Origin of the sequence: Saccharibacillus sp. O23 (genome assembly GCF_002205895.1) — a bacterium.
Classification (GTDB): domain Bacteria; phylum Bacillota; class Bacilli; order Paenibacillales; family Paenibacillaceae; genus Saccharibacillus.
Genome location: NZ_NJDE01000014.1, coordinates 69792 through 96132, shown reverse-complemented (window position 1 = coordinate 96132; position 26341 = coordinate 69792). Strand labels below are relative to the sequence as shown.

Sequence of the window (26341 nt, the reverse complement as noted above, 5' to 3'; positions counted from 1 at the left end):
TCAGTATAGTTAACTTTGCAAAAAGTGTCAAGTCTGCTTTGCAAATCAGAATCTATTCAAATAAAAAACGAGCCTCCGGAATGCGCTCCGCAGCTCGTTTTCAAGTCCGTCTCGTTGTCGTTCGATTGTTCGCCTCATGTACCGTATCCGCAACGTCACAACTGGATCAACCCGTTCACCAGCAAAATCAATCCGAAGCCCGCGCATAACACGCCGCCGACGGTCTTGGCGCGGCTGCGGCGTCGGTCGTACTGTTTGGGCCAGATCACATAGACGCCGAAAGCGATCAGCACGATCCCCATGCCCAGACTGAAATAATGCATGATTCCGGCGATCGCTTCGGCGCCTTGTCTGACCGCTTCGTCGCGGGGCGATTGTTCCATGCGCGCTCACTCCTTATCCCCATTTTTCTTTGAATTCGGTCGGGCTGCTGCCCTCGTACTCTTTGAACACTTTGGAAAAATAATGCGGATCGACGAATCCCAGCGCGTCCGCGACATGTTTGACTTTGATTTCCGGACCGGAAGCCAGCATCCGGCGCGCCTCGTCGATCTTGAGGCCCATATAATGATGGACGAACGTGCTTCCGGTATAACGCTTCACCACTCGGCTGATATACGACGGGCTGACATGGAACTGCTGCGCGGCATCCGCGACGGAGAGCTGCGCGGACAGGTTCTGCCGCAGATAGCGGTCGAGCTGTTCGAACAGCTCTTCCCCGCCGCGCCGGCTCGGCTCTTGCAGCGCGTCGAATCTTGACGCGCACCAATCGTGCAGCGCGTCCGCGAACGCAGCCGCGCCGCTCCGCGCCAGCAGCGCGGAGACCTCCGCGTCCGCCGAGTCCGCGGCGGACGGCCCTGCCTGGTCGGCGCTTGCCTGCCGCGCCGACTCTCCGGCGGCGGCATGGCCGCCGCCCGCCGCAGGCGCGAAGCTCTGCGGCGCAAGCTCGTCCGCCAGCCAGCGGACGAAACGCTCCAGCCCGGCGTAGCGGGCCGAGCCGGCCAGCCAATGCGGCAGGCTCCGGCGCAGCAGCAGAAGGAAACGCTCCTTCTGCCGCTGCGCGATCAGCTCGGCGAGCTGCGCTTGCAGCGCGAGCTTGGCCGCTTCGCCGCCCTGCGGCGAAGCCCCGCTCTCCGCCTCGCCCGCGCCGGGCGAAGCCAGCCGCCCGTCCACGGTCAGCCGATCGCGCATCGCTCGATCCAGCTTCCCGTAAATGCCAGCCAGCGCGCGAAGCTCCGCCGGCTGCGGCGCGGCGAGCACCGCGGCCGGCAGTCCGCCGTCCGCCAGCGCCTGCCGCGCCTCGTCCGCCAGTTCCTCGGCGGACAAGTCCGCCCGCGCTTCCGGCAGCGCGAGCCATTGACCCGCCTGCGGCGTCGGCAGCACGCGCAGTCCGGCTGCCCAAGACCGCGCGCGAAGCGCATCGGCGACTGCGTCCGCCGTCCATTCCCGTCCGCCTTGCGGCTCCGGCGCGAACGGCTGCCGCCGAATCAGCAGCGAGATCCGCTCTCCGGCCAGCAGCCCGGCATCCAGCGGCATCGCCGCCAGAACCTCCGGCGCCACCACGCCTTCGAGCAGCCGCCGGTCGCTGCGTTCTTGTTCCCGAAGCTGCTTCAGCAGCCGGGTCAGCACGTCCGTGAGCTGCGCCTGTTCCACCGGTTTCAGCAGATAATCGAACGCCTGCAAGTTCACCGCGCGGCGCGCGTATTCGAAATCGCTGTAGCCGCTGATCAGCACGGTTTGCAGCCGCGGGTTCAAGAGCTTCGCCTGTTCGATCAACCCGAGTCCGTCCAGCTTCGGCATGCGGATATCGGTCAGCAGAATATCCGCATGCTGCGTTTCCAACCGTTCCAGCGCTTCTTGGCCGTTGGACGCGGTAGCCGTCACCTGCACCGGCAGACCGGAAGCTTCGATCAACATGCGGATATTCCGCAGGATCGGTTTGCTGTCTTCCGCGATGATGGCGTGATACATGCCGCTTCGCCCCCTTATCTTATTCGCTGTTCGCCCTGCCAAAATCCTGTTAATAAAAATCTTCCGTCAGCGAAGCGATGATCTGAATCGCCGCTCCGCCGCCGTCGTCCGAATGATTGTACATATTGAAGAACAGCCGGTTCTTATACATCAATTGCAAACGATGCACCGTATTGACGATGCCCATGCGACCAAAACCGGTTTCGTGAGACGGTTCGCCGTCCGCCGTTTCCGCCGTCCGCACCAATCCCAGAATGTCCCGGATCGTGTCTTCGTCGAATCCGTCGCCGTTATCCCGGATTTCCAGCGCCCATAATCCGTTATACAGCTTCACCCGGATCTCGATGCGCCACGGCGTATCCGCTTCTTTGAACGCGTGTTCGATACAGTTTTCCACAAAAGGTTGAATGACCAGTCTCGGCAGGCGAATCTCGTCGAATACCGGATCTTCGTCCATCGTCCACTGCAAATCGTCTTCGTAATTATGCCTCAGCAAAGCCAGATAATCTTTGGCATGTTCCAATTCCTGCGTGAGACTGACATGTTCGTACGGCGAAGACACGATATAACGCAGGCTATCCGAGAGATTTTTGCACATCTCCGATACGACTTCGTTTTTGCCTTCCTGCGACGCGATGCTGATCAGATAGAGCGTGTTGTGAATAAAATGCGGCGCGATCTGCGCTTGCAGCGCGGAGTTGCGCGCGACCGCTTCCTCGTGGACCGCCAGTTTCTCCCGTTCGATCGAGACTTGAAGCCTCTCCAGCATCCCTTGAAACGCTTCGCTGAGCAGCAGCAGTTCGTTGTTCGAAGAAGGCGCTTCCACTTTGGTGTCCATATTGCTGTAATTGATCCGCAGAATCTGGCTGCGCAGCCGGCGGACCGGCAGCAGAAATCCGCGGGCCGAGAAATAAATATAAGCCGCGGAGAACAGGAACAGCGCCGCCATCAGCAGCAGGGACAGATTGGTGATCGAATTGACCGGACCGAGCACCACTTTTTTGGGCGTGATCGTGTACGTCGTCCACCCGGTCGCGTCGGAGCGGTAATACGCGACGTAATCGCCGTTGTCTTTCTGATAAACCTCGCTCGCATTCTCCCCCGTCTCCGCGAACTCCGGCGCTTTGCCGTCACCCGGCGGATTCGACGCATAGATCACCCGCTGCTGCGAATCGAGCACGTACACGTCGCTGTCGGAACTGCCCGCGCTCGCGGAACGTTCCAGCATCTCCTGCTGAAGCTGAATCGCCATATATCCGAAGATCTTGCCGTTCTGATTGATGATCGAACGGATGAAGAACACGCGGTTCGCGTTCGGCCGATACAACGAGTAACCGTTTTCAATCCAGCTCGCGTCATGGCCCAGCCCTTCCAGAAAAGGCAGCAGCGACGAAGGATTGCCGGTCGTGCTGATAAACGTGGTCAGCAGCACGCCGCGCAGATCGTAGATCGCGACGTCTTCGATATCCATGCTCGGCCCGATCGCTTGGAACATGATCTGCCGCAGTTTGCGGCTGCGCGCCAAGCCTTCCACGGTCAGCTTCGAATAATTGCCCGACGGCATCAGCGTAAAAATATCCTGACTCGACAAAATTCGCTGCGAAAGCTGATTCTGCCGATCCACGTACAGATCGAGCTGATCGCCGATCTTCGCCGCGGTCTGCCGCATCTCGCTTTCCGTCGACTCGCGCAGCGGATGCACGACGACCCGGTTGACGTAGACGGCGAAACTGCCCATCACGATAAGCAAAAGCAAGGCGAAGGCTAAAAGAAATTTGGTTTGGAGACTGATCTGCCCGCCGTCGATTTTGAATTTTTGGAGCAAAGGCACCTTTCGTCCTCCCGGAGATTTGATGCTCCTACTGTACAGCGAAATGTCGAAATCGACAAGGGAACGGGGGCGGGGCGGGGAAAAAACGACATTTGCGTATGAGGGCGGGAAGGCTTAAGAGAGCAAGATTTAAAGGCGGAAGGAACGGGACGGTGTCCGTTCCTTGCAAGCGGGGGCTCGGACGTTGTCGAGCCGGGGCTTGGTTTTTTGATTTTTTAGAGAGCGTTTAGGTATAAACGCCGGACAGATAGCCCAATGCGTCCGTTGTGCTTCGCACACTTTCACGCGTTGGGCGGGTTGCTGTCGCTCGAATGAGTTCTTCACCAAATTCGATCACGGCGTGATCGGATTCGGTGAAGTTCGAGCTTTGTTCAGTATTTTACCCCCTAAAAGTAAATCACAGACATGTATCTTCTCTTCTCCACTCTCTATAATCTAAAAATGTAAACGGATTCAATCGTGCAGCAAATTCGGTCCGGTCTACCGCGAATGAAGCGGGCGATCTTACCGTTCGAACATCAACCGAGGGGGCGAAGGTATGAGACACAAAACGAAAAAAATCGCGACGGGCATTATGGGAGGACTGCTGGCGGTCTCGCTGGCGGCTTGCGGAGGAGGAAACGCTTCGACCGGAAGTTCGGCGGCTTCGGGCGGCGCTGCGAGCACCGGAAGTTCCGGCGGCAAAGGAACGACGATCGAGCTGGCGATCTCCAAAAGTTCGCAGGATTCCATCTTCGTTCAGCAGAGCCTGCTGGACGCGTTCGAAAAAGAATCGGGCATCAAAGTCAATCTGCAGTTGCTGCCTGCGGAGCAGACGGCGACGGTGCTGCAAACGAAGCTCGCGGTCGACGAGACGCCGGATATCGTGCAGTACAATCTGGCCAGCGCGACGACGGACCTCAATCTGGAACGCAACTTCGAGATTCTGGATAACGAAGCGTGGGCCAGCCGCCTGCTGAACAAAGACGTGCTGTCCGCTTACGGCCATATCTACAGCTTCCAGCTCAGCCAAGATACCGGCATGCAGGGCGTCGTGTACAACAAAGACCTTTTCAAAGAGCTGGGGATCGAGATCCCGACCGACTTCGACGAATTCCTCGCGGCCTGCGAGAAGATCAAAGCCGCGGGCATCACGCCGGTATTCATGCCGTTCAAAGACAACTGGGCCGCCAACATCTGGCCGGGCGCGGCGTTCGCCGATTACGCGGACAAGAACGAGCCGACTTTGTTCGAAGACATCAACGCGGGCAAAAAGAAATGGGCGGATATCCCCGCTTTCGCCGATATCCTGCAGCAGCAGTACGAGGTGTACGAGAAAGGCTATACCAACGGCGACATTCTCAGCGACAGCTACGATATGGCCGTCGGCAAATTCCTGAACAAAGAAGTCGCGATGATGTTCATGGGCGATTGGCTGATCCAGAACGTGGCCGACAAAGATCCGAAGATGAATCTGGGGCTGTTCCCGATCCCTTACGCCAAAGACTCGAAGCTCGGCGCAAGCCCGCTCGGCGGCCAACTCTTCATTCCGAAGAAAGCCAAACATATGGCCGAAGCGAAGCAGTTCCTCGATTACGTGGCCCGCAAAGACGTAGCGCAAAAGATCGTCGACGAGCAAAAGTTCGTTTCGAACTTCAACGACGTCAAGACGCCGGAACTGCCGGCTTGGAAACAAGACATCGTGGACAACTACATCACGCCTAAGAAAACGGTGCTGACGGTAGACGCCCATATGCTGGTCGACCGCAGCGAATTGTATCGTCTGCTGCAGGACGAATTCGCCGGCGGCACGGACGCCCAAGGCGTGCTGACCGCTTGGGACGAGAAATTCGCGCAGTTGATGAAAGACAAAGGCGCCGAAGGTTTCTAAGCCGAACCGAACGCCGCAATTACGATTAATCAACGCGTCCGGGAGGGCGGGGATCGGCTTTCCGGTCCCTTTTCCCCGTGCGCGACGGAGTGTGAAGAGATGAAAATATCCAGAAAACTATACTCGTACTATCTGGTTCTGCCTGCTCTGCTGATCTACTGCATCTTCTTCGTCGCACCGGCGGTCGCCGGTTTGTTCTATTCGTTCACGGACTGGCGCCTCGATCGGGTCGGCCTCAAGTTTATCGGTTGGGACAATTTCGAGCGCATTTTTACCGACAAGACGCTGCTGCTCGCGATCAAGAATACGCTGATCTTCGCCGTTGTGACCGTTATCGGCAAAAACCTGCTCGGCCTTGCGCTGGCGATCGGGTTGAACATGCGGCTGAAGACGCGCAACATTCTGCGGGCCGTGTTCTATTCCCCCTCGATTTTGAGCGTGCTGGTCATCAGTATCGTGTTTACTCCGATGCTGCGTTCGGACGGCGCGATCAACCGTATTTTCGAATCGGTCGGCTTGGGCTTTCTGGCGCAAAATTGGCTCACCAATCCGCATGTGGTCATCTGGACGGTCGCCGCGATCGCGATCTGGCAGCATGCCGGTTTTCAGATGGCGATTTATCTTGCGGGGCTGCAATCCATTTCCAAAGACTATTACGAAGCCGCGACCATCGACGGAGCCGGCGCATGGACCAGCTTCCGCAGCATTACGCTGCCGCTGCTGCTTCCGGCGCTGAATATCAATTTGATGCTGACGTTGATCGGCGGGCTGAAAGTCTTCTCCGAAGTGTTCGTGCTCACCGGCGGCGGACCGGGTAACGCTTCGCAGGTCGTCGGCACGATCATCCTGCGTTCGTTCGGCGAAGGAAGCTGGGGTCTCGGCACCGCGGTCAATACGCTGCTGTTCGCGGCCGTGACCGTGATCGCGATTCCGCTGCTGATCTTCATGCGCCGCAAGGAGGTATCCGAACAATGAGTTATACCCGCAAAATGGCCTGGCGCAATTACCTCGTCGAAGGCTTTCTGATTCTGGCTTCGCTGATCATCATCCTGCCGATGCTGATCATGATCTTCGGCAGCTTCATGGACAGCGTGCAGGTCATGAAGTTCTCGCTGCGTCTGCCGACCGAATGGCATTTCTCCAACTACGTCACCGTGTTCCGGGAAGGCGGGCTGGCCCGCGCGTTCTGGAACGGAATCTTGATCACCGGCGTCTCCTGCACGCTGAACATTTTCACTTCGTCCGCCGCCGCGTTTATTTTGACCCGGCGCGAGACGAAAGTCTCGAACTTCCTCTACATGTTCTTCTTCATGGGCCTGATCGCGCCGATGTCGACGATCACCACGATTCGCGTCGTGCAGTGGCTCGGTTTCTACGGCAGCATCTCCAGCGTCATCTTGATCTACGCGTCGCTCAACACGGCGTTCAGCGTTTTCTTGTACAGCGGATTTATCCGTTCGATTCCGAAATCGCTCGACGAAGTGGCTTTTCTGGAAGGCGCGGGCACGGTGACCGTCTTCCTGCGGATCATCACGCCGCTGATCCTGCCGGTCAACGCGACGGTCGCGATCATGGTGTTCATGTCCGTCTGGAACGATATCACGATTCCGCTGTATTTCTTGACCGACAGCTCCGATTGGACGATGCCGCTGTCCGTCTATAATTTCTACGGCAAGTTCAGCCGCGACTGGAACCTGATCTTCGCCGATCTGGTGCTGACTTCGCTGCCGGTATTCATTCTGTATCTGTTCTGCCAGAAGTATATCGTCAGCGGTCTGACGGCCGGAGCGGTCAAAGGCTGACGACGCGTGACGAACGGGCTGCGGCAGAATCGACATCCGGTTTATCCGGCACGACAAAATCCGCGGTAAACAGAAAACGGACTTCCGGATTGCCCGGGAGTCCGTTTATTCGGCATTCTGCCGATAATAGGCTGACCGAACATTCGGTCAACTCGCTGGATAGCGTGGATCTGCTTGCGATTAAGGCTTGACGCTCTTTTTGAAATAATATTCCGCCCGTTCCAATACGAATTGGTACTGATAGTTGAGCTCTTCGGAAGAATCGGCGTTCTTCAGCACGCGTTTGGCTTCATTGATTGCTCGGTTTAGGGTGCCGAATGAAGAAGCCGGATATTGACCGGACGCCGTTCCGCGCGGAGCGGTATCGGCGAGCTTTTGCAGGCGGGCAATCTGGCCGGCCAACTCGGCCGAGCTCATGATCGCGTAACGGTCGTTTTGCACATCGTTCAGCGCCGCGCTGTAGACGGCTTTTTCATAAGGCCCGTTGTTCAGAAGAGCCTGCATGAAAGCGACCGAACGGTCGAAGTTCGCTTTCCGATCGGTCACGTCAATCCCTAATTGCTGAAGCTGCGCGAGAGACGGCAGGATATTCTGCTGATTATCGCTTAACGAGCTGCTATAGAAATCCAGATTGAAGTTCGACAGACGCGACAGTTTGGCGAGTCTCAATTCATAATATTGATAAGCTTTGGCCGCTTCGGCATGGCTGTCGCCCATCGTTGCCATCAGATCATACGTTTCGTCGATCAGGTTCACGACGCCTTGTTCCCAAGGGCTCAACTCGGCGGGATCGGAAGAATGAATGGCTCTGCCGTCGCGTCCGAGAATCTGCTGAACGTCTTGTTTGTCATGCACGTAACGATACGCGTAATCCTCCCACGCTTTCTCGATCTTCTGACGAGCCGCAAACAACTGGGCGGAGTTCGGATCCGGATTAGACACGACATCCATCGCTTGGTTTTGAGCGGCTTCCACCGCCCAATATTCCATATGGTCCGACGTCTGGGCAAAGCGGTTCTGCGAAGTGATCGAAGCGCCCACCAGATAAATCAGTTCCATCTTCGCCGGATCGCTCACGTTCGGAGCGGTCGTCGCAGCCGCCGTATATTCTTCGGCCTGTACAGAAGATGCGAAAGGCAAAGTCGATGCCCCCGTGCCCAATACCACAACCGAAGCCAATACGGCAGCCGGCAGCTTCTTCCATGACTTGCGTCCTGCTTGCGTCATATCCAAATTCCTCCCTATGTATGGTGTAAGCGTATTAAGCCCCCCCACTCATTACACAATCTAGAGAAATTGGAAACTCCGACATGTTCCTAAATCATACAGAAAGTGAAGATCGAAAGCGCCGTCGATACGATCGTCATCACCGCCAGAGGACGCAGCGCGCGGGTACGCAGATCGCGAAGGTTCACGTTCAGGCCGAGACCGACCATCGCCGCCGTCAGCAGCCAAGTCGTCAGCGTTCCGGCTTGGGCGAGCCATCCGTCGACCGCAGGAATCGAATGCCCCGAAAGAAAGCTCCCCAACAGGCTCATCAGCAGAAATCCGACCAGAAACCACGGGAACGGCGCGGCACTCGCTTTCGACTTTTCCGCAGACTCCGATCCGTTCGCCGAAATCGGTCCGTTCGCGTCGTCTAATCTTCGCGCGGAGGCCGCACGATTTTTTCGCTTCATTATAAACAAGAAGATTAAGCTCACCGGCAGCAGCAGAAACACGCGTCCCAGCTTCGCCAACAGCGCTATCGCCAGTCCGTCCGCGCCTCCCGCCGTTCCGGCCAACGCGACATGCGCCACTTCATGCAGACTCATGCCGGTCCACGCGCCGTATTGCAGATCGCTCAGCGGCAGCAGCGGCCGAAGCAGCGTATATCCGATCGCCCAGATCGTACCGAGCAGCGCGATCATGCCCACGCCCGCCGCCGTATCTTCTTCTTTTGCATCCACGATCGGCGCGATCGCCGCTACCGCCGCCGCTCCGCAGATCCCGGTGCCGATCCCGAGCAGCAGCGACAGATCGCGGTCCGCTTTCATCAGCCGGGCCAGCAGCAGCGTCAGGCCGATCGCGAAGCCGATGACCAGCGCGTCTTTGGCCAGCAGCCCCAACCCTTCGCCCAATACGAGTCCGATATTCAGCTTCAGCCCGTACAGCACGATCGCCAGACGCAGCAGACGTTGGGACGAGAACACGATGCCGCTTCGCAGCGCCTGCGGATATCCGAAGAAGTGTCGGTAGGCCACCGCCAACAGAATCGCGCACGCCATCTGTCCGATCCGGTCGAAGCCGGGAATCCTGGCCCATCCGTAACCGAGCAGCGCGATCGCGAACGTAAACAATACGCCGAGCGCTAACGGAAGAACGCGCCCTCCTTTGCCTTTGAAGTTATAGAAAGAAAATCGATTCGTCGTCGGACTTCTTTTCGTTTCGATCTCTGTGGTCGTCATGCTACCGCCTCCTGCCTTTATCCTATATTCAGGCTGTATATAAGTGAAATACCGAATTATAATGATCATCATAAGCAAACTTATATACCTGACATGATTTCGCTTCAAGAAAGGGGAGGTCCGGATGGATCAACAGCTTCGAGTTTTCGTAACGGTCGCGGAAAAAGGACATTTTTCCCGAGCCGCCGCGCTGCTCTATATGAGCCAGCCTGCCGTCAGCCAGCATGTCCGCGCATTGGAGCAATCGCTCGGCGTGCAGCTGTTGGAACGCGGAAACAAACAAGTGCGCATGACGCGCGCGGGCGAGATCGTCTATGCGCATGCCCGGGAAATTCTCGGTTCGTATGCCAGAATGCAGAAGTTGGTCGACGATCTCAGCAGGCATGCCGGAGGGCCGCTGGCGATCGGAGCGAGTTATACGTTCGGCGAATATATTTTGCCTCGGGTCGTCGCGGCGCTGAGACAGGAATATCCCGATATCGCGCCTGCCGCGACGATCGGGAATACGTCGGCAATCGCGGACAAAGTGCGCAGCGGAGAGTTGGATGTCGGCATCGTCGAAGGCCATCCCCGCGACATGAAAGAACTGCATGCGGAAGAATTGGCGGAAGATCGGATGGTGCTGGTGGCCGCTCCGGATCATCCGCTCGTCCGGATTGCTGCTGAACGGCAGGGCAAATGGACTAATCCGCCAAGCGATCCGGACGAGATTCGATCTCGAGAAGACTTGAAGCAGCTGAACCGCCTGAACGGTTTGCCGCAGCCGATCCCGACCGTGCCGGAAGCGTTAAGCCCTTATGCTTGGGTTCTGCGCGAATCGGGTTCGGGAACCCGCGAAGCCGCGGACGACGCGCTGGATCGGCTCGGCGTCGTCCCTGCGGAAATCTTGGTGTTCAGCAGCACGCAGGCGGTCAAAGAAGCGGTGATCGCCGGTCTCGGCATCAGCTTATTGTCCCATTGGGCGATCCGGCGCGAACTGCACAGCGGCGAGCTGCGCCTGATCGAGATTCCGGGCCTGCCGCATGTGCGGCAGTTCTCGCTGGTAACCGCTTCGTCTTTTCGCACGCGGGCCGTGGACGTGTTTATCGAACTGCTGCGGGAACGGCGCGAGTTGACGGGATTGGACGTTTGAGTATTGAGAAATAGAAAAAAGGCGTTCTTCCTTGTGTAAGGAAAACGCCTCTTTTGAATGAGCTGCGGATACGGTTCAGATCGTGATCGCAAAAATGCGGCTGCCTTTGAGCCTACGCCCGGCGAAGCAGCGACATCGCGCTTTTGGCTTCGAGCAGGAAAACGAGTTCTTCCTGCTGCTCCGGTTCGGGCTGTTCGGCTGCCGCTTCCGCAGGCAGCCGCAGCGCGATTCGGCGGTCTTCGTCGCCGTCGTTGAACAGCACGACGGCAAGCGAGCCGTCCGGGTTGAGGAACGCGGCGGAGCGGATCTCCCGCTCCGCGCCGGCCGAACCGATCCGCACCGCGCCGGGGCGGATCACTTTGCTGAAGTGGGCCAGCGCGTAGTAGTCGAGCGTATACGTCAGCTCGCCGTCCGATTGGTTGACCTGCACGATGCCTCGGCAGGTGCTTCGTCCGAAGCCCGGCACGGTCGGGCCTTTGTGTTCGTCGAGCGCCATGTTCCACAGAACGAACGATTGGCTGTCGTTTCGCAGAATCTCGATGCCGGTCCGCATCACGTTCGAGAACGCCTGCTCGAACGGCGGAATCCAATCGCCGCCGGAACCTTCGGTAAAATGTACTTCTTTGCCGGGGAATGCCCGCCGGACTTCCGACTGTGCGGCAGGTTCGCCGCCGTACCAGTGCCATGCGACGCCGTCCACGGCGTCTCCGGCTCCTTCCAGCACTTCGAGCGGATAATCCGGCCGGTCCCAGTTGTGATCGTAACAGAGAATCTTCGTGTCGATGCCCGCCCGCACGAACGCGGGCTTGAGATGATCGCGGACGAACACCGTCTGCACGTCCGCCGGCATGAGCATGCTCGGGTAATGCAGCGGCTCGTAGAGCGCTTCGTTCTGCGGCGTCACCGCATAGATCGGCAGGCCGTGCTCGCCGTAAGCCTGCACGTAGCGGACGAAATAGTCCGCATAAGCTTCGTAATATTCGGGCTTCAGCCGCCCGCCCAACATCGAGCCGCCGGTCTTCATCCAGCCCGGCGCGCTCCACGGCGACGCCATGAGCTTGACGTCGGGATTCAGCTCCATCGCCCGCTTGAGCAGCGGGATGATGTCGGCTTCTTCATGCGCGATCGAGAACCGCGCAAGTTCGGGATCCGCCTCGCCTTCCGGCAGATCGTCGTAGCTGTAGATGCTGCGCGCATAATCGGACGCGCCCATCGGATTCCGGAGCACGGACAATCCGATGCCTCGCTCCGGATCGAACAGCTTGACCATCGCTTCCTCGCGCTTCGCTTCGTCCAGCACTTGATGCATCAGATAAGCCGACGAATCGGTAAACGAAGCGCCGAATCCGTCCATGATCTGCCCGCGTTCGCTCGCGTCCAACGCGACTTCCGCGATTCCGGTCTGCGGCGAAGTCTTCTCAAGCTCCGTGACCGGTCCGGCCGTCAGCGCCTCCATGCCGACTTCTTGAAATAATTCGTGTTCGCCCCGCGACCGGTAAATCGTCCATTCCGGCTTGGTTGTGGCCATGTCGCATCCCTCCTTATTCGGCAATGAAGCGGGAACCGGCGGCAAGTCGTGCCTGCCGGTTCCCTGCTTATTATTTCAATCCGAGCTTTTCTTTGTTCGCCGCCATCTTCTCGTCGCGAATCTTATCGATGTCCGCCGAACCGTTTTGTTCGAGGAAAGCTTTGTATTCGTTCAGTACGGCATCGAACGCCGCGTCGTCTTTGGCGCGGATCAAGCTGACCAGCGTCGTGTTCCATTTGGTGTTGATCGCGGTAAGCGAACGGGCCTGCGGCGTGCCTTGATCCGGATTGATGTTTTCCAGAATGAAGTGAGGCACCAGTTTGCCTTTGCCCCATTCCTGCATCTGTTTGATCGATTCCGGGAACGCGTCGTCGCTCAGCGCTTTGTGTTTGTCGTGACCGAAGAACATGAACTCGCCCATCCGGTAATCTTTTTTGTAACGGTCGGCATCCGTCTGTTGGAGTTTCTTGATCTCCGGCAGCAGTTCGATCTTGCCTTCCGCGTTCTTCTTGTACGTCTCGCCTTCGATGCCGTAGTTCATCAGCAGTTGGCCCGGTTCGTCCAGCAGGTACGTGTAGATCTGGATCGCTTTGGCCGGATCTTTGACTTTTTTCGTGACGTAAGTGACCATCCAACCGGTGATGCCGGACTGGTTCAGCGTCGGCTTATTGCCGACCGTGCTCTGCGGGCCGTCGATCGCCATATAGGCTTGGTCCGGGTGCGCGTTCATGAAGATCTGAAGGTTGCCGCTCTGCTGCGGCGTGCCGTCGAGCAGCATCGTGGCGTATTTGCCGGATTTGACCTTTTCTTCGAACGCCGTCCCGTCGTCCGCGAAGCTGTCGTCGCTCAAATCGCCGGCGCGGTAAGCTTGGTTCAGCGTTTTCAGCCAGGCCATATAATCTTCGTCCAGATTGCGGTTATAGAACTTTCCGTCTTCCGTCTGAAGCGGTACGCCGAGGAAATCTTGAAGCGTGTCGCCCAGCGAGCCGGTACCTTCGCCGATCGAGTTGAAGCCGAACGGAACCAGATTCGGATATTTCTGTTTGATCTCCTGCATGACGCTCAGGAACTGCTCCGGCGTGCCGATCTCCGGACTGCCGAGCGCTTCGTAGACGTCTTTGCGGATCACGAAAGCCGTCTTGGCCGGGATCGCGCCGCTGTCGTAATCCGCCTGCGTGTTGGAATAGTTCGGATACCCGTAGGTTTTGCCGTCTTTGAGCTGGAACCAGTTCAACGTATCCTGCGCCGCGACTTTGTTGAAATACGGATCGTACTGCTCGGCCAGATCGTTCAGCGGAAGCGCCCAAGTGGCGGCTTTCTGCGCGACGGCGGAGTTGGCGTCGAACACGGTGATCATATCCGGCATATCGCCGCCCGCGAAGAACGTGTTCAGCTTCGTGTCGTCGCCGGTGATGAACTTGATATCGATATTGAGGTCTTCCTTGATCTTCTTCGTAACCAGATCTTTGCCGAAATCGGTGTTCCACCAATCCGCGTTGACGTACCATGTCAGCTGGGTCGGTTCTTCTTTTTTGTCCGACTTCCACGCCGGGGTCTCCGGATCGAGCGCGTAACGGCCTTCGAGCGATACTTTCGCCGTTTTGCCGCTATCGGAGCCGCCTCCGCAGCCGGTCAGCAGCAGCGCCGTCGTCAATACCGCCGCTCCGAACTTGAACGCGCTTTTTCTTAAAACGTTTTTATTTTGGCCCATACGATGTACCCCCGTGTATTCGAAATGGATGAACCTTATGTGTGAAGAAGCTTGTGCTCAGCGAATATAAATTGCGGACTGCCGTTACTCTTTGACCGCGCCCAGCATCATGCCGGAGATGAAATACCGCTGAAGCAGCGGGTAGATGACCAGAATCGGAAGCGTCGTAATGACGATGGTCGCGAGCTGAACGCCTTTGGTCGTCGTCTCGATTACCACAGAACCGCCGATATTTTGCATCGATTGGGTCTGGGACTGCACGATAATGTCGTAGAGCATCATCTGAAGCGGATATAACGATTGATCGGTGATATACAGCTTGGTCGTCATGAAGTCGTTCCACTGTCCCACGCCGTTGAACAGCGCGATCGTCGCCAATGCCGGCATCGACAGCGGGATAAACAAACTCAAGAAAATGCGCCAGTCGCCCGCTCCGTCGATCTTCGCCGATTCTTCCAGCGCGTCGGGAACGTTGCGGAAAAAGTTCATAAGGATCACGACGTCGTAATAGCTGAACAGCGCGGGAATGATATACACCCAGAAGCTGTTGAGCAGGCCCAGCGATTTGATCAGCAGGTACGTCGGGATCATGCCGCCGGAGAAAAACATCGTAATGACGCCCATCGCCACGTACAGTTTGCGTCCCCGCAGATTCTTTTTGCTCAGGCCGTAAGCGACCATCGCGCAGAAGAACACGTGGGTGACGACGCCGAGGCCCGTTTTGGATACGGAGATGAAGAACGCCTGCCAGATGCTCGCGTCGCGGAACACCGCCCGGTAATTCTCCAGCGACAGTTCGGTCGGCCAGAACACGAAACCGCCTTCGGCCAGCGCCTGTCCGGAACTGAACGACGAGACGAGCACGTTCCACAACGGAACGAGAATCGCCACCGCGAACAGCAGCAGCAGCGTCATGTTGACCGTATCGAAGAACCGGCTGTCCCTATCCCCTTTCATCGATCTCGGCTTTGCCAGTATTGCCATGTCCGGTTCCTCCTTACAGCACGGATTGATTGTCGTTCAGTTTGCTCGTGACTTTGTTCGCGGTGATCAACAGAATGACGGAAACGATCGAGACGCCCAGCCCGACGGCCGTCGCGTACGAGAAATCGCCTTGCGCGAGACCCATGCGGTAGACGTACGAGTTGATGACTTCGGCTTTTTCCCGGTTCTGCGAGTTCATGAGCACCAACGTCTGATCGAGATTGGAACCGAACAGGCCGCTGATCGTCAAGATCAGGTTCAAGCTGATGATCATCTTCATATTGGGCAGCGTAATATGCCAGATCTGCCGCAGCCGGCTCGCGCCGTCGATCTTGGCCGCTTCGTAATACGTCGGATCGATCTTCGCCATAATCGCCAGATACAAGATCGTGCCCCAGCCGGCTTCTTTCCAGATATCCGACAGCGTCGCGATCCACCAGTATTTGCTGGCGTCGAGCAGGATGTTCTGCGCCTGCGAGATCAGCCCGAGGTCCAGCAGCAGTTGGTTGAATAATCCCGTCGTCGCGAACCAAGTGATCATCATGCCGCCGAGCACGATCCAAGACAGGAAGTGCGGAAGGTAAGAGACGGTCTGCACGAATTTCTTGAAGCGGCTGTAGCGGACTTCGTAGATCATGACGCCGAGGATAATCGGCAGCACAAATCCGATCGCCAGCTTCAGGAAGCTGATCGCGAGCGTATTGACGACGGAATCCCAGAAGTACCGGTCCGACAAAATGATCTTGAAGTTGTCGAGTCCCACCCACGGCGCGCTGTCTAACGTATCGATGACGGTGTAGCTCTTGAACGCGATCGTCAGCCCGTAGATCGGCACGAAGCTGAATACGATCATGAACAATATGCCGGGCAGGACCATGCTTTGCAGTTCCCACTGACGGAAATAGTCGACGGTAAAGTTCTTGATTCGCTGTCCGATCGACGGTTTGCCGCTTCCGCTCGAAGGCCGACCGGACGAGGTCAGCGCGGATTTAGCCATTGGATATGCCCCTTTCTTTCGTTGAGTTGCCGCTCTTTTTACTTAAAACGTTTTTATTAAACGGCAAAAAAATTTGTGCTGCGTTTTGCGAGCGTTTACATCAAGAAGCTAAAAAACGGCGGATCGTAAGGTGTTTACGCGGCTGCTTCGAAACGCGATCACGTATACACCTTAGTCAGGCTGAGCCTTCAGCCTTGATCCGCATGATCCGGCGGGACGTGGCTCGATCCGCGAACGATCAATTCCCCCGTCAACGTCTGACTTTGCCCGGTTTCTTTGCCTTGAATCATTCTTACGAGGTGGTCGACGGTCAGAATCGCCTGCCGGGCGATCGGATTGCGAACCGTCGTCAGCGGCGGCGAGAAATAACGCGCGATATCCACATCGTCGAACCCTACGACGCTGACGTCGCCGGGAACCTCGTAACCGTGCGCTTTCAGCGCTTCGATACAGCCCATCGCGCTCAAATCGTTGCCGGCGAGAAAAGCGCTCGGCAGCTTGTGCCCGTGCACGCGAATAAACGCTTTGATCGCATTGAACGTGCTGTCTTCCTCGAAGTACCCTTGAATAATGTAATCTTCGTCGAGCGGCAGGCCGTATTCGCGCAGCGCGGCCAGATACCCTTCCCTCCGCTGCACGCTGTCGAACATCGTGTCCACGCCGGAGATATACGCGATCCGCTTATGCCCGAGTCCGATCAAGTATTTGGCCGCTTCGTAGCCCGCCGTATACGAGTCGAACGTGACGCTGCCCATCGTGTCGTTACTGAATTCCCGGTCGAGAAACACGGTTTTGATCTTGTCTTTCTCCATAACGTCGATATCGTGTTCGTCGATCTTCAGCTCTTCGTAGATAATGACCCCGTCGACGCGCCGACCGAGGATATTGCTCATGATCACCTGCTTGTCTTTCGTCACGAATACGTTCAGCCCATATCCGTGGCGTTCGCATTGTCTCGACATCGTCTCGATCAGCTTATAGAAATAAGGACCGGATACGCTTGTCGTGAAAAAGCCCAGCATCATGGTCTTGCCCGATTTGAGCATCTTGCCGTTGAGGTTCGGCACGTAATTCAGCCGTTCCGCCACCGCCAGCACATGCATCTTCGTCGCCGGGTTCAGCACGTCCACGTCATTGAGCGCGTTCGACACCGTGGAGATCGACACTCCGGCTTCTCTTGCGACATCTCGAATCGTAATTTTGGCCATAATTTTTGTTCCTTTTATAAAAACGTTTTTATATTTTTAAAAATAGCACAGGGTTTATTTTAGAGCAAGAGAAATTTTGGGGAAATGAAAAAAAGACTTCGCGGGAGGCGAAGTCTCAGGTTGTCGGTAAAGTAAGGTTAGCCGGGAAAACGGGCTGACTTTATCGTTTACTACAAGGTATTAGTTACTAAACAACGCTTCTCCGACAAGCTTGGCCGCTCGGTCCGTGCTTAATTCGCCCAGCCCCAGCATTTGCTTGATCTGTCCCGAGAAGCTCACTCCGCGATTGGACAACACGACGAAGCCGGATTGCAGATCGCGGTTAAACGCCATAAAGCTGCTGAAGCCGTAAGTCGCGCCGTTATGCCAATGGGTCACCGTGCCGTCTTTGCGCATGGAACGCATCCACGCGTATCCGATGCCCACGCCTTTGGATGGCGCGACGGAAGCTTGCTCTTTCTGGCATTCCAGAAAAACCGGCTCGAGTTCAGCTGCGTCCGAATGCTGTCCGAGCTGCGCTTCCGCATACGTCAACATGTCTTCGATCGTCGAACGAACGGCTCCCGCTCCGGCCATCGCGGAAGTAAAATCCCAATGCGGCATGGAGCGACCGCCCGGAGCGTAGCCGGGAAGCAGCTCGGAAGATGGCGAAACGGAGGTGCCCGACGAAGCCGGATTGCCTGCGGTATTGAAACTTCTCGCCTTTCCCTTTTCCGTCTGCACCCGCAAGGTCGCGCCTCCCGAGACTTTTTCGACGATCTCGTGCTGTACGTGTTCCGTTTCCGCTTTGTTTGCTGTCGCATCGGTTTCGTTCAGGATCGCCATCACGCTTGCGGACATGCCTAGCCGAGTAAAAAGTTCCTGATGCAGCGCCGCAGATGCCGGTACGCCGGAAGCCCGGCTGAGCGCCCATCCCAGCAAACCGTATCCGTAATTCGAGTACTCGTGCTTGGCTCCCGAGCGAAGGGTCTCTTCCCGAACGGCTTGCAGCAAATGTTCTTCGGCGTAAGCGGCGTAAGGGTTGGTCTTGTCCTGCTTCATCGACATCAGGATCTGATTCTTCGCGAGCCGAGGTAACCCCGACGTGTGCGTCGCCAACTGCCGCAGGGTGACATTACGGGCGAACTCGCTATCCGCGAGTTCGGGCAGCAGATCGGCCAGCGTATCGGAAGCCTGCCAGAGACCGTCCTGCTCGCCTTTGGCTAAGCGAAAAGCGGTCATCGTCTTGGTGATCGATCCGATCTCGTATTGAGCTTCGTTCGGCGTATTCGTTCGATCGCTTCCTTCATGATTCGGCGTCCAGTAAAAACGTTCGCCTCGCACGATCCAGCCGATCGCGGGCGAATGATTCGGAAGCTGCGCCCAACGGGCGATTTTCTTATGGTCGTTCAGCATTTGTGTGACGGCATCCATCTGCATTCCTCCTTCCCTCGGTTATCCTAAGCATGAAGCGTTCGCTATATTCAACGTTTATTCCGAGGGATTCTTATTTTGATCTTTGCGCGAATTCTGCATGGCTGCGCCGAAAGCGACGCCCATCGCGATGCCGATCGGCAATCCGACGGCAAGATTATGCATCGCGAGTCCGAATAACATTCCGAATGCCGTGCCCAGCGCGATTCCGAGACCGAGTATCGGCTGCGAGCCGTCTTTCTCTCCCGCTCCGCCTCCTGCACCTTCGTTTCCGCTTCGATTGTTGCGAGGGTCTTCGTTCATTTTCGGTTCCTCCTTCGCTAGTGATTGGATCAACCTATACGAAAGTCATGTCACCTTATTGTTTATCATAAAGACCCCGGGGGTGTTTTGCAATTTTGGCAGAGGGAAGTGCGTCGGCGTGTGGGGGTAAACTGAAGATGAAAAGTGCGAACCCGAAGCTCCCATGAAATCCCCGGGAGGTTCGCACCCCGCGCGGCGTAAAGGATTTGACGTTTTTGATTGTGTTTTTGTCCGGTTTTCAATAGGGTGAATTTGAAGTTCGCACTTTTGAGGGCGTAAAGCCTTGTCCTGTAAGGGCTGAAAGTGGGAGCAGTCGCTCCCTACACGGCTCCAACCCAACAACCATTCCCGCTAACGGAACGACACGACGCTTAGAACACCTTTTTCGACAATCTGGAATTTTAACGGAACGAGGTGACGCTAAGACGCGAAAAACAGAGCAAATTTAGCCGTTTTCTCTAATCATTCGCTTCTAAGCGTCGCTGATTTCCGTTAAGCGCTGATTTCCGCAAAAATGCACCTTCTAACGGTCATACGTTCCGTTAGAACATTCACACTCCTACGCATCGCCCACATTCCCGCAGCACAAAAAGCACCGCCAGACCTCCCGGTCCGTCGGTGCTTTCTCTTTTTTCCACCTGATCTTAACGTCCGAACGTCAGAACCCTTTAATCTTCATCGTCGTCCCGCCCAGCGCCGCCCCGGGGGAACGCTCAAGCTCCAAGGACTGGCCTTCTTTGAACGCGATGTTCTCGCCGCCTTGGAAATGCAGACGCCGATCGATCGAATACGCGGCGATCGAGAACATCAGCTCGAAGGTCTCGCTCGGCGAGCGCTGCGTATTCAGCAGCTCCAGCTCGTCGCCGCCGAAGTCCTGCATGCCGTGCGTATACGCCGATCCGCCCTGCTCGCTGCCGTACAAACCGACGAATACCCACAGATTGATCGGCAGCGTGCCGTCGCCTTTGAGCATATCGGCGCTGGAGAGATACGCGGCCGGGCTGACGAGCATCGGCGCGGAGTAGACGGCCAGCGCGTTCGGCATGCCGCTAAGCAGCGCCGCGACGACGTTCGTCAACAGCTTATGTCCTTCCACGCCGTCTTCGACGTTGATCGCCGTGACGCGGATATGTCCGCCGTAACCTTGAATCGCTTCTTCCGCGTTCGGCCACATCACGTTGTACTTGGCGTTCTGCTCGACCTCGCCGTTCGGCAGCGGTCCGACGGCCGCGTCCGCGACCACCGTCATATCCCGAACATGCACGATGATCCGCGCTTCATGCACGCCTCCGCGCGAATTCGGTTCCCGCTCGCGCAGCGCCTGCGCGAATTGCCCCAGTTCCAATTCGGGAGAACGCAGCAGGATATACCGCGTCAAGACTTTCGTTCCCGGCCGCTGCTGCGGGATATGGGTCCAATCCGGCGGACCGTCCGCTGCCGAACGGTCAGGCTCGGCGTTCCGGTCCGCGCGGTCGGACGCCGGAGCCGTTTGCTCCTGACGCTCCCGATCCGCCTGCACGCTGCGCGTTTCTTCGCGTTCTTGCTCGTTTTTGTCCTTTTTTCCGAACCATTTTGTCAAAAAGCTCATCGTTGTCGGCCCCTTCCTTATTCCGTCGGCGGCTCGTCTTCTCCGATCCAAGCCGGAAAGCCGCCTTTAAATACGCCGCTTCCGATTCATGCCTCGACGTTCGCCCGCTCGAACCGCGGCAATCGTCGATCGCACTCCCGAACAGCCGCGTACCGGTTTACAGAATCCGCCGGCGCATCCCGTAGACTTCGCGCTACAGCAGTTCGCCCATGTAATAACGGATCTGGCGTCTCCACCATATCCAATCGTGATCCGCGTCGTAGCCCCAGAAGTCCACGCGCGCCGGCACGACTTTATTGTACAACACTTCGCGCAGTCGTGCCGTCTCCTCGCGCATCTCGTCTTCCCACGCGCCTTGACCGCAGCAGACGATGATCCGGCTGCGCCGATACTGCTCCAAGATTCCGTCGTCGTTTAAGCCCGGCAGATAATCGAGCGGCGAGTTGTAATAGACCGCGCCGTCCCGATAACCTCCGAAGAAATGGTTCACCGAATAGACCCCGCTGAGCGCGAGCAGCGAATCGAAGAACTCCGGATGCCTGAAAAAGAAATTCCCGCTGTAGTAAGCGCCCATCGAGCACCCGCTGATCAGAATCTTCTGCTCGTCTTCGCCGTTATTGTGCTTGCTTTCCCACAAAATCTTCGGAATCAGCTCGTTTACGATGTATGCATTGTACTGCTCGTGCCGACCGATCCGGTCTTGGATGTTCCAATGCGGCGAGAAAAAGGTCTCTTCGTCGAGCGTATCGCAAGCCCATACCTGCAATTTGCCCGCGTCGATCCATTCCGCCAGCTCGTCGATCATGCCGGAGTCTTCATATTGATAGAAGCGTCCGAGCGACGTCGGGAACACCAGCATCGGTTTGCCCCGGTCGCCGTACACTTTATATTCCATGTCCCGGCCGAGCGCCGGACTGTATTCTTTTCGATATTGCACCGTTACCATGCCGCAGTCCCGCCTCTCGCCCTTATTTTACCATTCCGCTTGAATATAATCCGCGATCTCCCGTACCCGTTCGAGCGAATCCGTCCGGAACTGATACGCCCGATTGCCGCTGGCCCGGCTGAACACCGCTTCGATCTCGTCGTAACGCACGATCGCGTCGCCCCATGCATGCAGAATCTCTTCATGGCCGTGGCGATAATGTTTGCGGTCTTTGCGGCTGGCGTACCCCGTATAATAATGGCCTTCCGGAGGTTCGCCGCTGCCGCCGTGCACGACCGTTTTCGCCCAGAGCGAATACACGTCCACGTCGTAGGCGTAGTTGATCGCGTCCGTCATCCAAGCGCCGGGCGGCCGCATATTGACTTCGAGCGCGATCAGGCGGCCGTCTTTGTTCGATTTGAACAGCTCGATATGGAAGAAACGCTCCCGGATGCCGAACGCTTCGAGAATGCTTCGTCCCGCCCGCTCCACGTCCGGATCGACGTTTTTGAGGCAGAAGTAGCGCAGATGGTCGTCGTCGCTGACGACTTTCATGATGCTCTGCTCGAAACGGTGGCTGGCTTGAAAACGCACCACGCCTTCGTGATCGATGATTCCGTCGTAGGTCAGAATGATGCCGTCGATAAATTCTTCCATAATAAACTCGGTATCCGCCGGCTTCGTATGCAGGAAATAATCCAGCTCGCCCTGATCGCTCAGTTTGTACGTGTGGCTGGCGCCCGATCCCAGATCCGGTTTGACCACTACGGGGAAGCCGTTCTCCGCCACGAAGGCCGCTGCGCTTTCATGATCCGGATTTTTGAGAAAACGTACCGTATCCACGCCGCTCTGGCGGAAAAAGGCTTTCATCTTCGATTTCTGTTTAAGGTTATCGACAAAGTCGGCTTTGGTTCCGTCGATATTGAAGTCCGTGCGCATGCGCGCGTCGCTCTCGAGCCAGTATTCGTTCATGGACTCGAAACGGTCGATCTTGCCGTATTTATGCGTGAAGAATCCGACCGCGCGAAGAGTCTCGTCTTCGCTTTCCATGTTCTCGACGCGGTAGTGTTCCGTTAGTGCCGCTTGAAGCCGGGGAGGCAGACTGTCGTACGAAGCGTCGCCGATGCCGAGCACCGTCGCGCCTTCTTCGTGCAGCCGAATCGCGAACTCGCCGCTGCTGCCGGGAAAATGGGGAGAGAAAAACACAAAATTCATAACCGGACCGCCTCCATCGCAAGATTGTACCTAATTTATCAGCCAACCGAAGTTTCGTCAATTTGCAATCGCGTTTCTTATGTAAAAACGCCGCCGGACAACCGCCCGGCGGCGAAGTTCGTCGGCCCTCGGGCCGACCTGAAGCGGGGATTCCCGGGCGCGTCGGCTACTCTCGCCTTCCCGCCCGATCCAGCCCGGTTTTACAATCTTTACAGCTCTTTCTCCAAGCGGATCAGCGACTTGACGTTCGCCGCGTGCCGCGTCAACTTGCGATCCGCGATCCGCAGCATCGCTTCGTTGTCGCCCGCGACGTTGAACGTCAGATAAGCGTAACGCTCCGGCAATCCGAAACGGCGCAAGATCTCCGCCAGCAGCGCGAACCCGCCGCCCGGCAGGCGAAGCTCCGGACGCGCGTACATCGTCCGAACCAGCAGCAGGTTCGACGCCGTTTCCTGAACGCTCGCCCATCCGGCGACTTGTCCGCCGAGCTTCAGCAGCAGGCTGAATTCGACGTGCAGCCGCCGCTCTTCGCGGAACGGATCAAGATCCGAAGGAACGCCGGACATGAGCAGCTCGGCGACCTGCCGGCGCTCGTCGACGCCGGCGGAAAGCAGCGGAATAAGTGCCGCCCTCTCCGGCAGGCGAAGCCGATCGAACCAGCCTTCGTTTGCGACGCCGGACGTGCGGAGGGTGTACGTCCGGCGGCGAAGCGTATCGCCGCCGTAACCGCGTTTGCGCAGAAAATCCATTTCCGGCGACGGGCCGCCGCGGCGAACCGTCACGTCGATCCGGCTTCTGCGGCAGCCGGCATCGAGCAGCCGGCGTTCGGCTTCCAGCAGCAGCCGGCTGCCCACGCCGAGATTGCGGAACAGTTCGGGCGTATGCAGCGCTTCGATCCGGCCGATTCCGGTAGAACAGTCCGGAACGACCAGCGCCAGCCCTGCGAACAAACCGTCCAGATCGGCTTCAAGCCCGGCCGATTCAGACGGCAGCGGCCCGCGCGAAGCCGGCAGGATCGCTCGGAAGCGCTCGTCGGACGCCGGCAGCGATCGGATCGTGATCACGATAGGTTCCCTCCGTTTTTGTGCAATGCCGTTTCGCGCATCATCAGGCCTGCCTTAACGGATCGAATCGCTTTTTTCGTCGTAGACCAACTGCTGGGTGTCGGCGCCGCCGGAACTCGCGTCCGCGTTTTTGTCGTCTTCTCCGCCGTTGGCCAAGATATAGAGATAGTTGCTGATATTCAGGTTGGAACGCGCCGTATCCAACGCCTCCTGCTTCGTACCGAGCGGATCTTTCTGATAAGCTTGCAGCGCCGCTTTGGCCGCCTCCAGATCGCGGAGCACGTTCTCTTTAGTATGCCGGGTATCCGCGTATTGAATCAGCGCTTTCTCCGATTGGGCGATTTCCGCGATCAGATCGGCGGTATTCCAAGCGACGATATTCGCGTACAGGCTGTTGACGACAGCGTCCAGCTCGTTGACCTTCGAGGATTGATCCGGCAGTTCGACGAACGGATCGGTGTTCAAGGCGGACAGTTCGCGGAATTTGGCTTGATACGCTTCATACAAAGACGATTCCGCTTGTCTCGGTCCGGCTCCCGGCGTTACGGGGCCGTAATCGGCCTGATACTGCGCCAGACGGCGAGTCAGAAGCGTATAATTCTTCGACGCGCGCAGCGTCGCCGTCTCCGCAGTCAGCGTATTGACGGCTTGATTCAGCGTCTGCTGGGTCGCGGCCGGATCAGCAAGCGTGGATCGAGCCGTTCGAATCGCCGCCTGCGCTTTTTTCACGTTAAGCTGCGGATAAGTGCCGATCGCGTCCGAATTGCCGGCAGCCTCCGTCAGCGCGAGCTCCGCGTCGGCGATCGCCGCATTCAGCGCGGTCGAATCGGCCGGAACCGACGGTTCGGAAGGCATGCTCGGCGCCGGCGGATTCGGATTCGATACCGGAGGCGACGCGACGACAGGCTGAGGAATAAACGACGACGCGGTTTGCCCGTTGACGGTGCCGATCTTCGCGACGAACGCCGAGAAGTTCGAGATGAGCGACAGCGGCGATACGCCGGACGGCAGGCTCAAGCTGACGATGCTCGCGTTAGTCCCGAGATTTACCGAAGGCGATCCCGTCAACAGCAGCGAACCGACCTCCGCGCTCAGCTTCAGGTTCGAGACCTGTTCGTCGACCGTCATCTTCGGAATCCGGACGCCTGCTTCGCTTTCGATATTCGCGTTCGCGTTCACATGGATTTCCGTTAACGTCGTACCCGACATGAACTTCACGCGCACATTCGGTTTGCCGACCGCGACCGTTTGCAGTTTGGAGTCCGAGAACGCCACGGTGTTCTCGTCTCCGCCGAGCACGTTCGTCGCGCCGGCGACTTCGAGGCCCGAACCCGAGAAATCCTGTTCGACTTTCGATCCGATCGTCAGGTCGCCCGCGACGGCCAGATTATTCAATGTGTAGAAGTCGCCGTTGACGGTCACGCTGCCGGCGATCTTGCTGCCGCCGCCGTTCAACGCGACGTTGCCGGAGAATTCCGCCTGCCCTTGCGCTGCCTCTTTTCCCGAGGCGTTCAATTCCAATCCGTATACGGACCGAAGGCTGCCGTTCGCTGCGTAACCGCGCACTTTGGCTCCGATCAGCGCGTCTTGGTTGGCGGCCGAGAACAGACCCGCAAGTTCGGCTGTTGCGGCATAAGTCACTCCGCCCAGTTTGACCGTTCCGTCGCCGACCGCTTCGACGACTTGCGGCCGCAGGTTCGACGCCGCGAGCACGGCCGAAGCGGCTTCGCCGCGCAGGACGGCTTGGCCCGGTTTGATTCCGTTCGCGTAGACGCCGAGCAGTCCGGCCGAAGCGGCCTGTTTCAGCGATCCGCGCGCCCAGCCGCTGGCTGCGGCCAGATCTTCTTCCGTCACGCCCGCACCCGGCACGGACAGCGGCGATTCGCTCAGACCCAATGCTTTGGCCAGCACGGACGCCATCTGCTCCTGCGTGACCGGCGCGTTCGGCAGGAAAGCGCTGCCGCTGCCGCTCATCCAGCCTTTGGCGCGCAGCGCTTCGGCCGCGGGCGAAGCCCAAGAAGAGACCGCGACGTCTTTGTACGAGCTGTACGGGAACTGAGGCGTATCGAGATCGAACGCGCGCGCGATGAGCACGGCGAATTCGGCGCGCGTGAGCGCTTGGTTCTCGCCTAGACGGCCTTGCGCGTCGCCGAGCAGAATGCCGCGGGCTTGCGCGCGCTCGACGTCGCCTGCCGGAGCGGACGAAACTTTGCCCGGCGCTGCGGCGTCGGAAGCGGCCAGCGCGGAGAACGGCGCGGCAAGAGACGTCAACGCGATCGCCGAAACGGCGGCGTTTTTGACGGAAAGAACGGAAGAGACAGATTTTTTCATAATAGAAGTAGCAACCCCTTA

General features: G+C 57.7%; 21 protein-coding genes. 4 read left to right on the top strand and 17 right to left on the bottom strand.

Going from position 1 to position 26341, the window contains the following annotated elements; all coding sequences use genetic code 11:
- Positions 1-155: 155 nt before the first annotated feature.
- From CDO73_RS17540 to CDO73_RS17530, 3 genes are read right to left on the bottom strand one after another with little or no spacing between them, the layout of a single operon-like run.
- On the bottom strand, positions 156-383 hold the full coding sequence (locus tag CDO73_RS17540; RefSeq protein ID WP_088489828.1) for a hypothetical protein: 228 nt from the start codon (positions 381-383) through the stop codon (positions 156-158).
- Between the two features lie 13 nt (positions 384-396).
- Entirely contained in the window at positions 397-1971 is a 1575-nt protein-coding gene (locus CDO73_RS17535) for a response regulator (protein WP_088489827.1), read from the bottom strand.
- Between the two features lie 49 nt (positions 1972-2020).
- On the bottom strand, positions 2021-3802 hold the full coding sequence (locus CDO73_RS17530; protein WP_256972744.1) for a cache domain-containing sensor histidine kinase: 1782 nt from the start codon (positions 3800-3802) through the stop codon (positions 2021-2023).
- Positions 3803-4340: 538 nt separating this feature from the next.
- On the opposite strand from CDO73_RS17530, the gene CDO73_RS17525 reads away from it, so the two are divergent.
- The 3 genes from CDO73_RS17525 to CDO73_RS17515 all read left to right on the top strand — a co-directional run bounded on the left by CDO73_RS17525 (position 4341) and on the right by CDO73_RS17515 (position 7474).
- Positions 4341-5672 (top strand): ABC transporter substrate-binding protein, encoded by a 1332-nt coding sequence (locus CDO73_RS17525; RefSeq protein ID WP_088489826.1) that lies wholly within the window; start codon positions 4341-4343, stop codon positions 5670-5672.
- Positions 5673-5771: 99 nt separating this feature from the next.
- Positions 5772-6647: a carbohydrate ABC transporter permease gene (locus CDO73_RS17520; RefSeq protein ID WP_088489825.1), complete on the top strand. Its 876-nt coding sequence runs from the start codon at positions 5772-5774 to the stop codon at positions 6645-6647.
- Positions 6644-7474 (top strand): carbohydrate ABC transporter permease, encoded by an 831-nt coding sequence (locus CDO73_RS17515; protein WP_088489824.1) that lies wholly within the window; start codon positions 6644-6646, stop codon positions 7472-7474. The genes CDO73_RS17520 and CDO73_RS17515 overlap by 4 nt, the downstream gene beginning before the upstream one ends.
- A gap of 180 nt (positions 7475-7654) precedes the next feature.
- On the opposite strand, the gene CDO73_RS17510 is transcribed toward CDO73_RS17515, so the two are convergent.
- Together CDO73_RS17510 and CDO73_RS17505 are read right to left on the bottom strand one after the other, a co-directional pair.
- Positions 7655-8701 (bottom strand): hypothetical protein, encoded by a 1047-nt coding sequence (locus CDO73_RS17510; protein WP_088489823.1) that lies wholly within the window; start codon positions 8699-8701, stop codon positions 7655-7657.
- A gap of 89 nt (positions 8702-8790) precedes the next feature.
- Complete coding sequence (locus tag CDO73_RS17505; RefSeq protein WP_256972743.1) at positions 8791-9921, bottom strand: YeiH family protein; 1131 nt, start codon at positions 9919-9921, stop codon at positions 8791-8793.
- 124 nt (positions 9922-10045) lie between these two features.
- On the opposite strand from CDO73_RS17505, the gene CDO73_RS17500 reads away from it, so the two are divergent.
- On the top strand, positions 10046-11053 hold the full coding sequence (locus CDO73_RS17500; protein WP_088489822.1) for a LysR family transcriptional regulator: 1008 nt from the start codon (positions 10046-10048) through the stop codon (positions 11051-11053).
- Between the two features lie 112 nt (positions 11054-11165).
- Here CDO73_RS17500 and CDO73_RS17495 read toward each other — a convergent pair whose 3' ends face one another.
- The 12 genes from CDO73_RS17495 to CDO73_RS17440 form a co-directional block, all read right to left on the bottom strand.
- A complete protein-coding gene (locus tag CDO73_RS17495) occupies positions 11166-12581 on the bottom strand; it encodes a glycoside hydrolase family 30 protein (protein WP_088489821.1) in 1416 nt (471 codons plus the stop codon).
- A 70-nt stretch (positions 12582-12651) separates the two neighbouring features.
- Positions 12652-14292: a type 2 periplasmic-binding domain-containing protein gene (locus CDO73_RS17490; protein WP_088489820.1), complete on the bottom strand. Its 1641-nt coding sequence runs from the start codon at positions 14290-14292 to the stop codon at positions 12652-12654.
- An 84-nt stretch (positions 14293-14376) separates the two neighbouring features.
- Complete coding sequence (locus CDO73_RS17485) at positions 14377-15276, bottom strand: carbohydrate ABC transporter permease (RefSeq protein WP_088489819.1); 900 nt, start codon at positions 15274-15276, stop codon at positions 14377-14379.
- Positions 15277-15289: 13 nt separating this feature from the next.
- The gene (locus CDO73_RS17480) at positions 15290-16273 is read right to left on the bottom strand and encodes an ABC transporter permease (protein ID WP_088489818.1); all 984 of its coding nucleotides are present in this window, start codon (positions 16271-16273) and stop codon (positions 15290-15292) included.
- 188 nt (positions 16274-16461) lie between these two features.
- A complete protein-coding gene (locus CDO73_RS17475) occupies positions 16462-17481 on the bottom strand; it encodes a LacI family DNA-binding transcriptional regulator (RefSeq protein ID WP_088489817.1) in 1020 nt (339 codons plus the stop codon).
- A gap of 180 nt (positions 17482-17661) precedes the next feature.
- Complete coding sequence (locus CDO73_RS17470; RefSeq protein ID WP_179218733.1) at positions 17662-18894, bottom strand: serine hydrolase domain-containing protein; 1233 nt, start codon at positions 18892-18894, stop codon at positions 17662-17664.
- A 57-nt stretch (positions 18895-18951) separates the two neighbouring features.
- Positions 18952-19197, bottom strand: a complete 246-nt coding sequence (locus CDO73_RS17465) for a glycine zipper domain-containing protein (RefSeq protein ID WP_218821632.1) — start codon at positions 19195-19197, stop codon at positions 18952-18954.
- A gap of 658 nt (positions 19198-19855) precedes the next feature.
- Positions 19856-20785, bottom strand: a complete 930-nt coding sequence (locus CDO73_RS17460; protein WP_088489815.1) for a DUF4261 domain-containing protein — start codon at positions 20783-20785, stop codon at positions 19856-19858.
- Between the two features lie 193 nt (positions 20786-20978).
- Positions 20979-21731: an esterase family protein gene (locus CDO73_RS17455; protein WP_088489814.1), complete on the bottom strand. Its 753-nt coding sequence runs from the start codon at positions 21729-21731 to the stop codon at positions 20979-20981.
- 27 nt (positions 21732-21758) lie between these two features.
- Positions 21759-22925, bottom strand: a complete 1167-nt coding sequence (locus tag CDO73_RS17450; protein ID WP_088489813.1) for an ATP-grasp domain-containing protein — start codon at positions 22923-22925, stop codon at positions 21759-21761.
- A gap of 209 nt (positions 22926-23134) precedes the next feature.
- A complete protein-coding gene (locus CDO73_RS17445; protein ID WP_088489812.1) occupies positions 23135-23989 on the bottom strand; it encodes a GNAT family N-acetyltransferase in 855 nt (284 codons plus the stop codon).
- 54 nt (positions 23990-24043) lie between these two features.
- Positions 24044-26320, bottom strand: coding sequence for an S-layer homology domain-containing protein (locus tag CDO73_RS17440; protein WP_088489811.1), 2277 nt, complete (start codon positions 26318-26320; stop codon positions 24044-24046).
- Positions 26321-26341 lie beyond the last annotated feature (21 nt).

What these genes read in the sequence shown, in the direction of transcription:
- CDO73_RS17540 (WP_088489828.1), bottom strand. Translation starts at nt 383, where the DNA reads ATGGAACAATCGCCCCGCGACGAAGCGGTCAGACAAGGCGCCGAAGCG.
- CDO73_RS17535 (WP_088489827.1), bottom strand. Translation starts at nt 1,971, where the DNA reads ATGTATCACGCCATCATCGCGGAAGACAGCAAACCGATCCTGCGGAAT.
- CDO73_RS17525 (WP_088489826.1), top strand. Translation starts at nt 4,341, where the DNA reads ATGAGACACAAAACGAAAAAAATCGCGACGGGCATTATGGGAGGACTG.
- CDO73_RS17520 (WP_088489825.1), top strand. Translation starts at nt 5,772, where the DNA reads ATGAAAATATCCAGAAAACTATACTCGTACTATCTGGTTCTGCCTGCT.
- CDO73_RS17515 (WP_088489824.1), top strand. Translation starts at nt 6,644, where the DNA reads ATGAGTTATACCCGCAAAATGGCCTGGCGCAATTACCTCGTCGAAGGC.
- CDO73_RS17510 (WP_088489823.1), bottom strand. Translation starts at nt 8,701, where the DNA reads ATGACGCAAGCAGGACGCAAGTCATGGAAGAAGCTGCCGGCTGCCGTA.
- CDO73_RS17505 (WP_256972743.1), bottom strand. Translation starts at nt 9,921, where the DNA reads ATGACGACCACAGAGATCGAAACGAAAAGAAGTCCGACGACGAATCGA.
- CDO73_RS17500 (WP_088489822.1), top strand. Translation starts at nt 10,046, where the DNA reads ATGGATCAACAGCTTCGAGTTTTCGTAACGGTCGCGGAAAAAGGACAT.
- CDO73_RS17495 (WP_088489821.1), bottom strand. Translation starts at nt 12,581, where the DNA reads ATGGCCACAACCAAGCCGGAATGGACGATTTACCGGTCGCGGGGCGAA.
- CDO73_RS17490 (WP_088489820.1), bottom strand. Translation starts at nt 14,292, where the DNA reads ATGGGCCAAAATAAAAACGTTTTAAGAAAAAGCGCGTTCAAGTTCGGA.
- CDO73_RS17485 (WP_088489819.1), bottom strand. Translation starts at nt 15,276, where the DNA reads ATGGCAATACTGGCAAAGCCGAGATCGATGAAAGGGGATAGGGACAGC.
- CDO73_RS17480 (WP_088489818.1), bottom strand. Translation starts at nt 16,273, where the DNA reads ATGGCTAAATCCGCGCTGACCTCGTCCGGTCGGCCTTCGAGCGGAAGC.
- CDO73_RS17475 (WP_088489817.1), bottom strand. Translation starts at nt 17,481, where the DNA reads ATGGCCAAAATTACGATTCGAGATGTCGCAAGAGAAGCCGGAGTGTCG.
- CDO73_RS17470 (WP_179218733.1), bottom strand. Translation starts at nt 18,894, where the DNA reads ATGGATGCCGTCACACAAATGCTGAACGACCATAAGAAAATCGCCCGT.
- CDO73_RS17465 (WP_218821632.1), bottom strand. Translation starts at nt 19,197, where the DNA reads ATGAACGAAGACCCTCGCAACAATCGAAGCGGAAACGAAGGTGCAGGA.
- CDO73_RS17460 (WP_088489815.1), bottom strand. Translation starts at nt 20,785, where the DNA reads ATGAGCTTTTTGACAAAATGGTTCGGAAAAAAGGACAAAAACGAGCAA.
- CDO73_RS17455 (WP_088489814.1), bottom strand. Translation starts at nt 21,731, where the DNA reads ATGGTAACGGTGCAATATCGAAAAGAATACAGTCCGGCGCTCGGCCGG.
- CDO73_RS17450 (WP_088489813.1), bottom strand. Translation starts at nt 22,925, where the DNA reads ATGAATTTTGTGTTTTTCTCTCCCCATTTTCCCGGCAGCAGCGGCGAG.
- CDO73_RS17440 (WP_088489811.1), bottom strand. Translation starts at nt 26,320, where the DNA reads ATGAAAAAATCTGTCTCTTCCGTTCTTTCCGTCAAAAACGCCGCCGTT.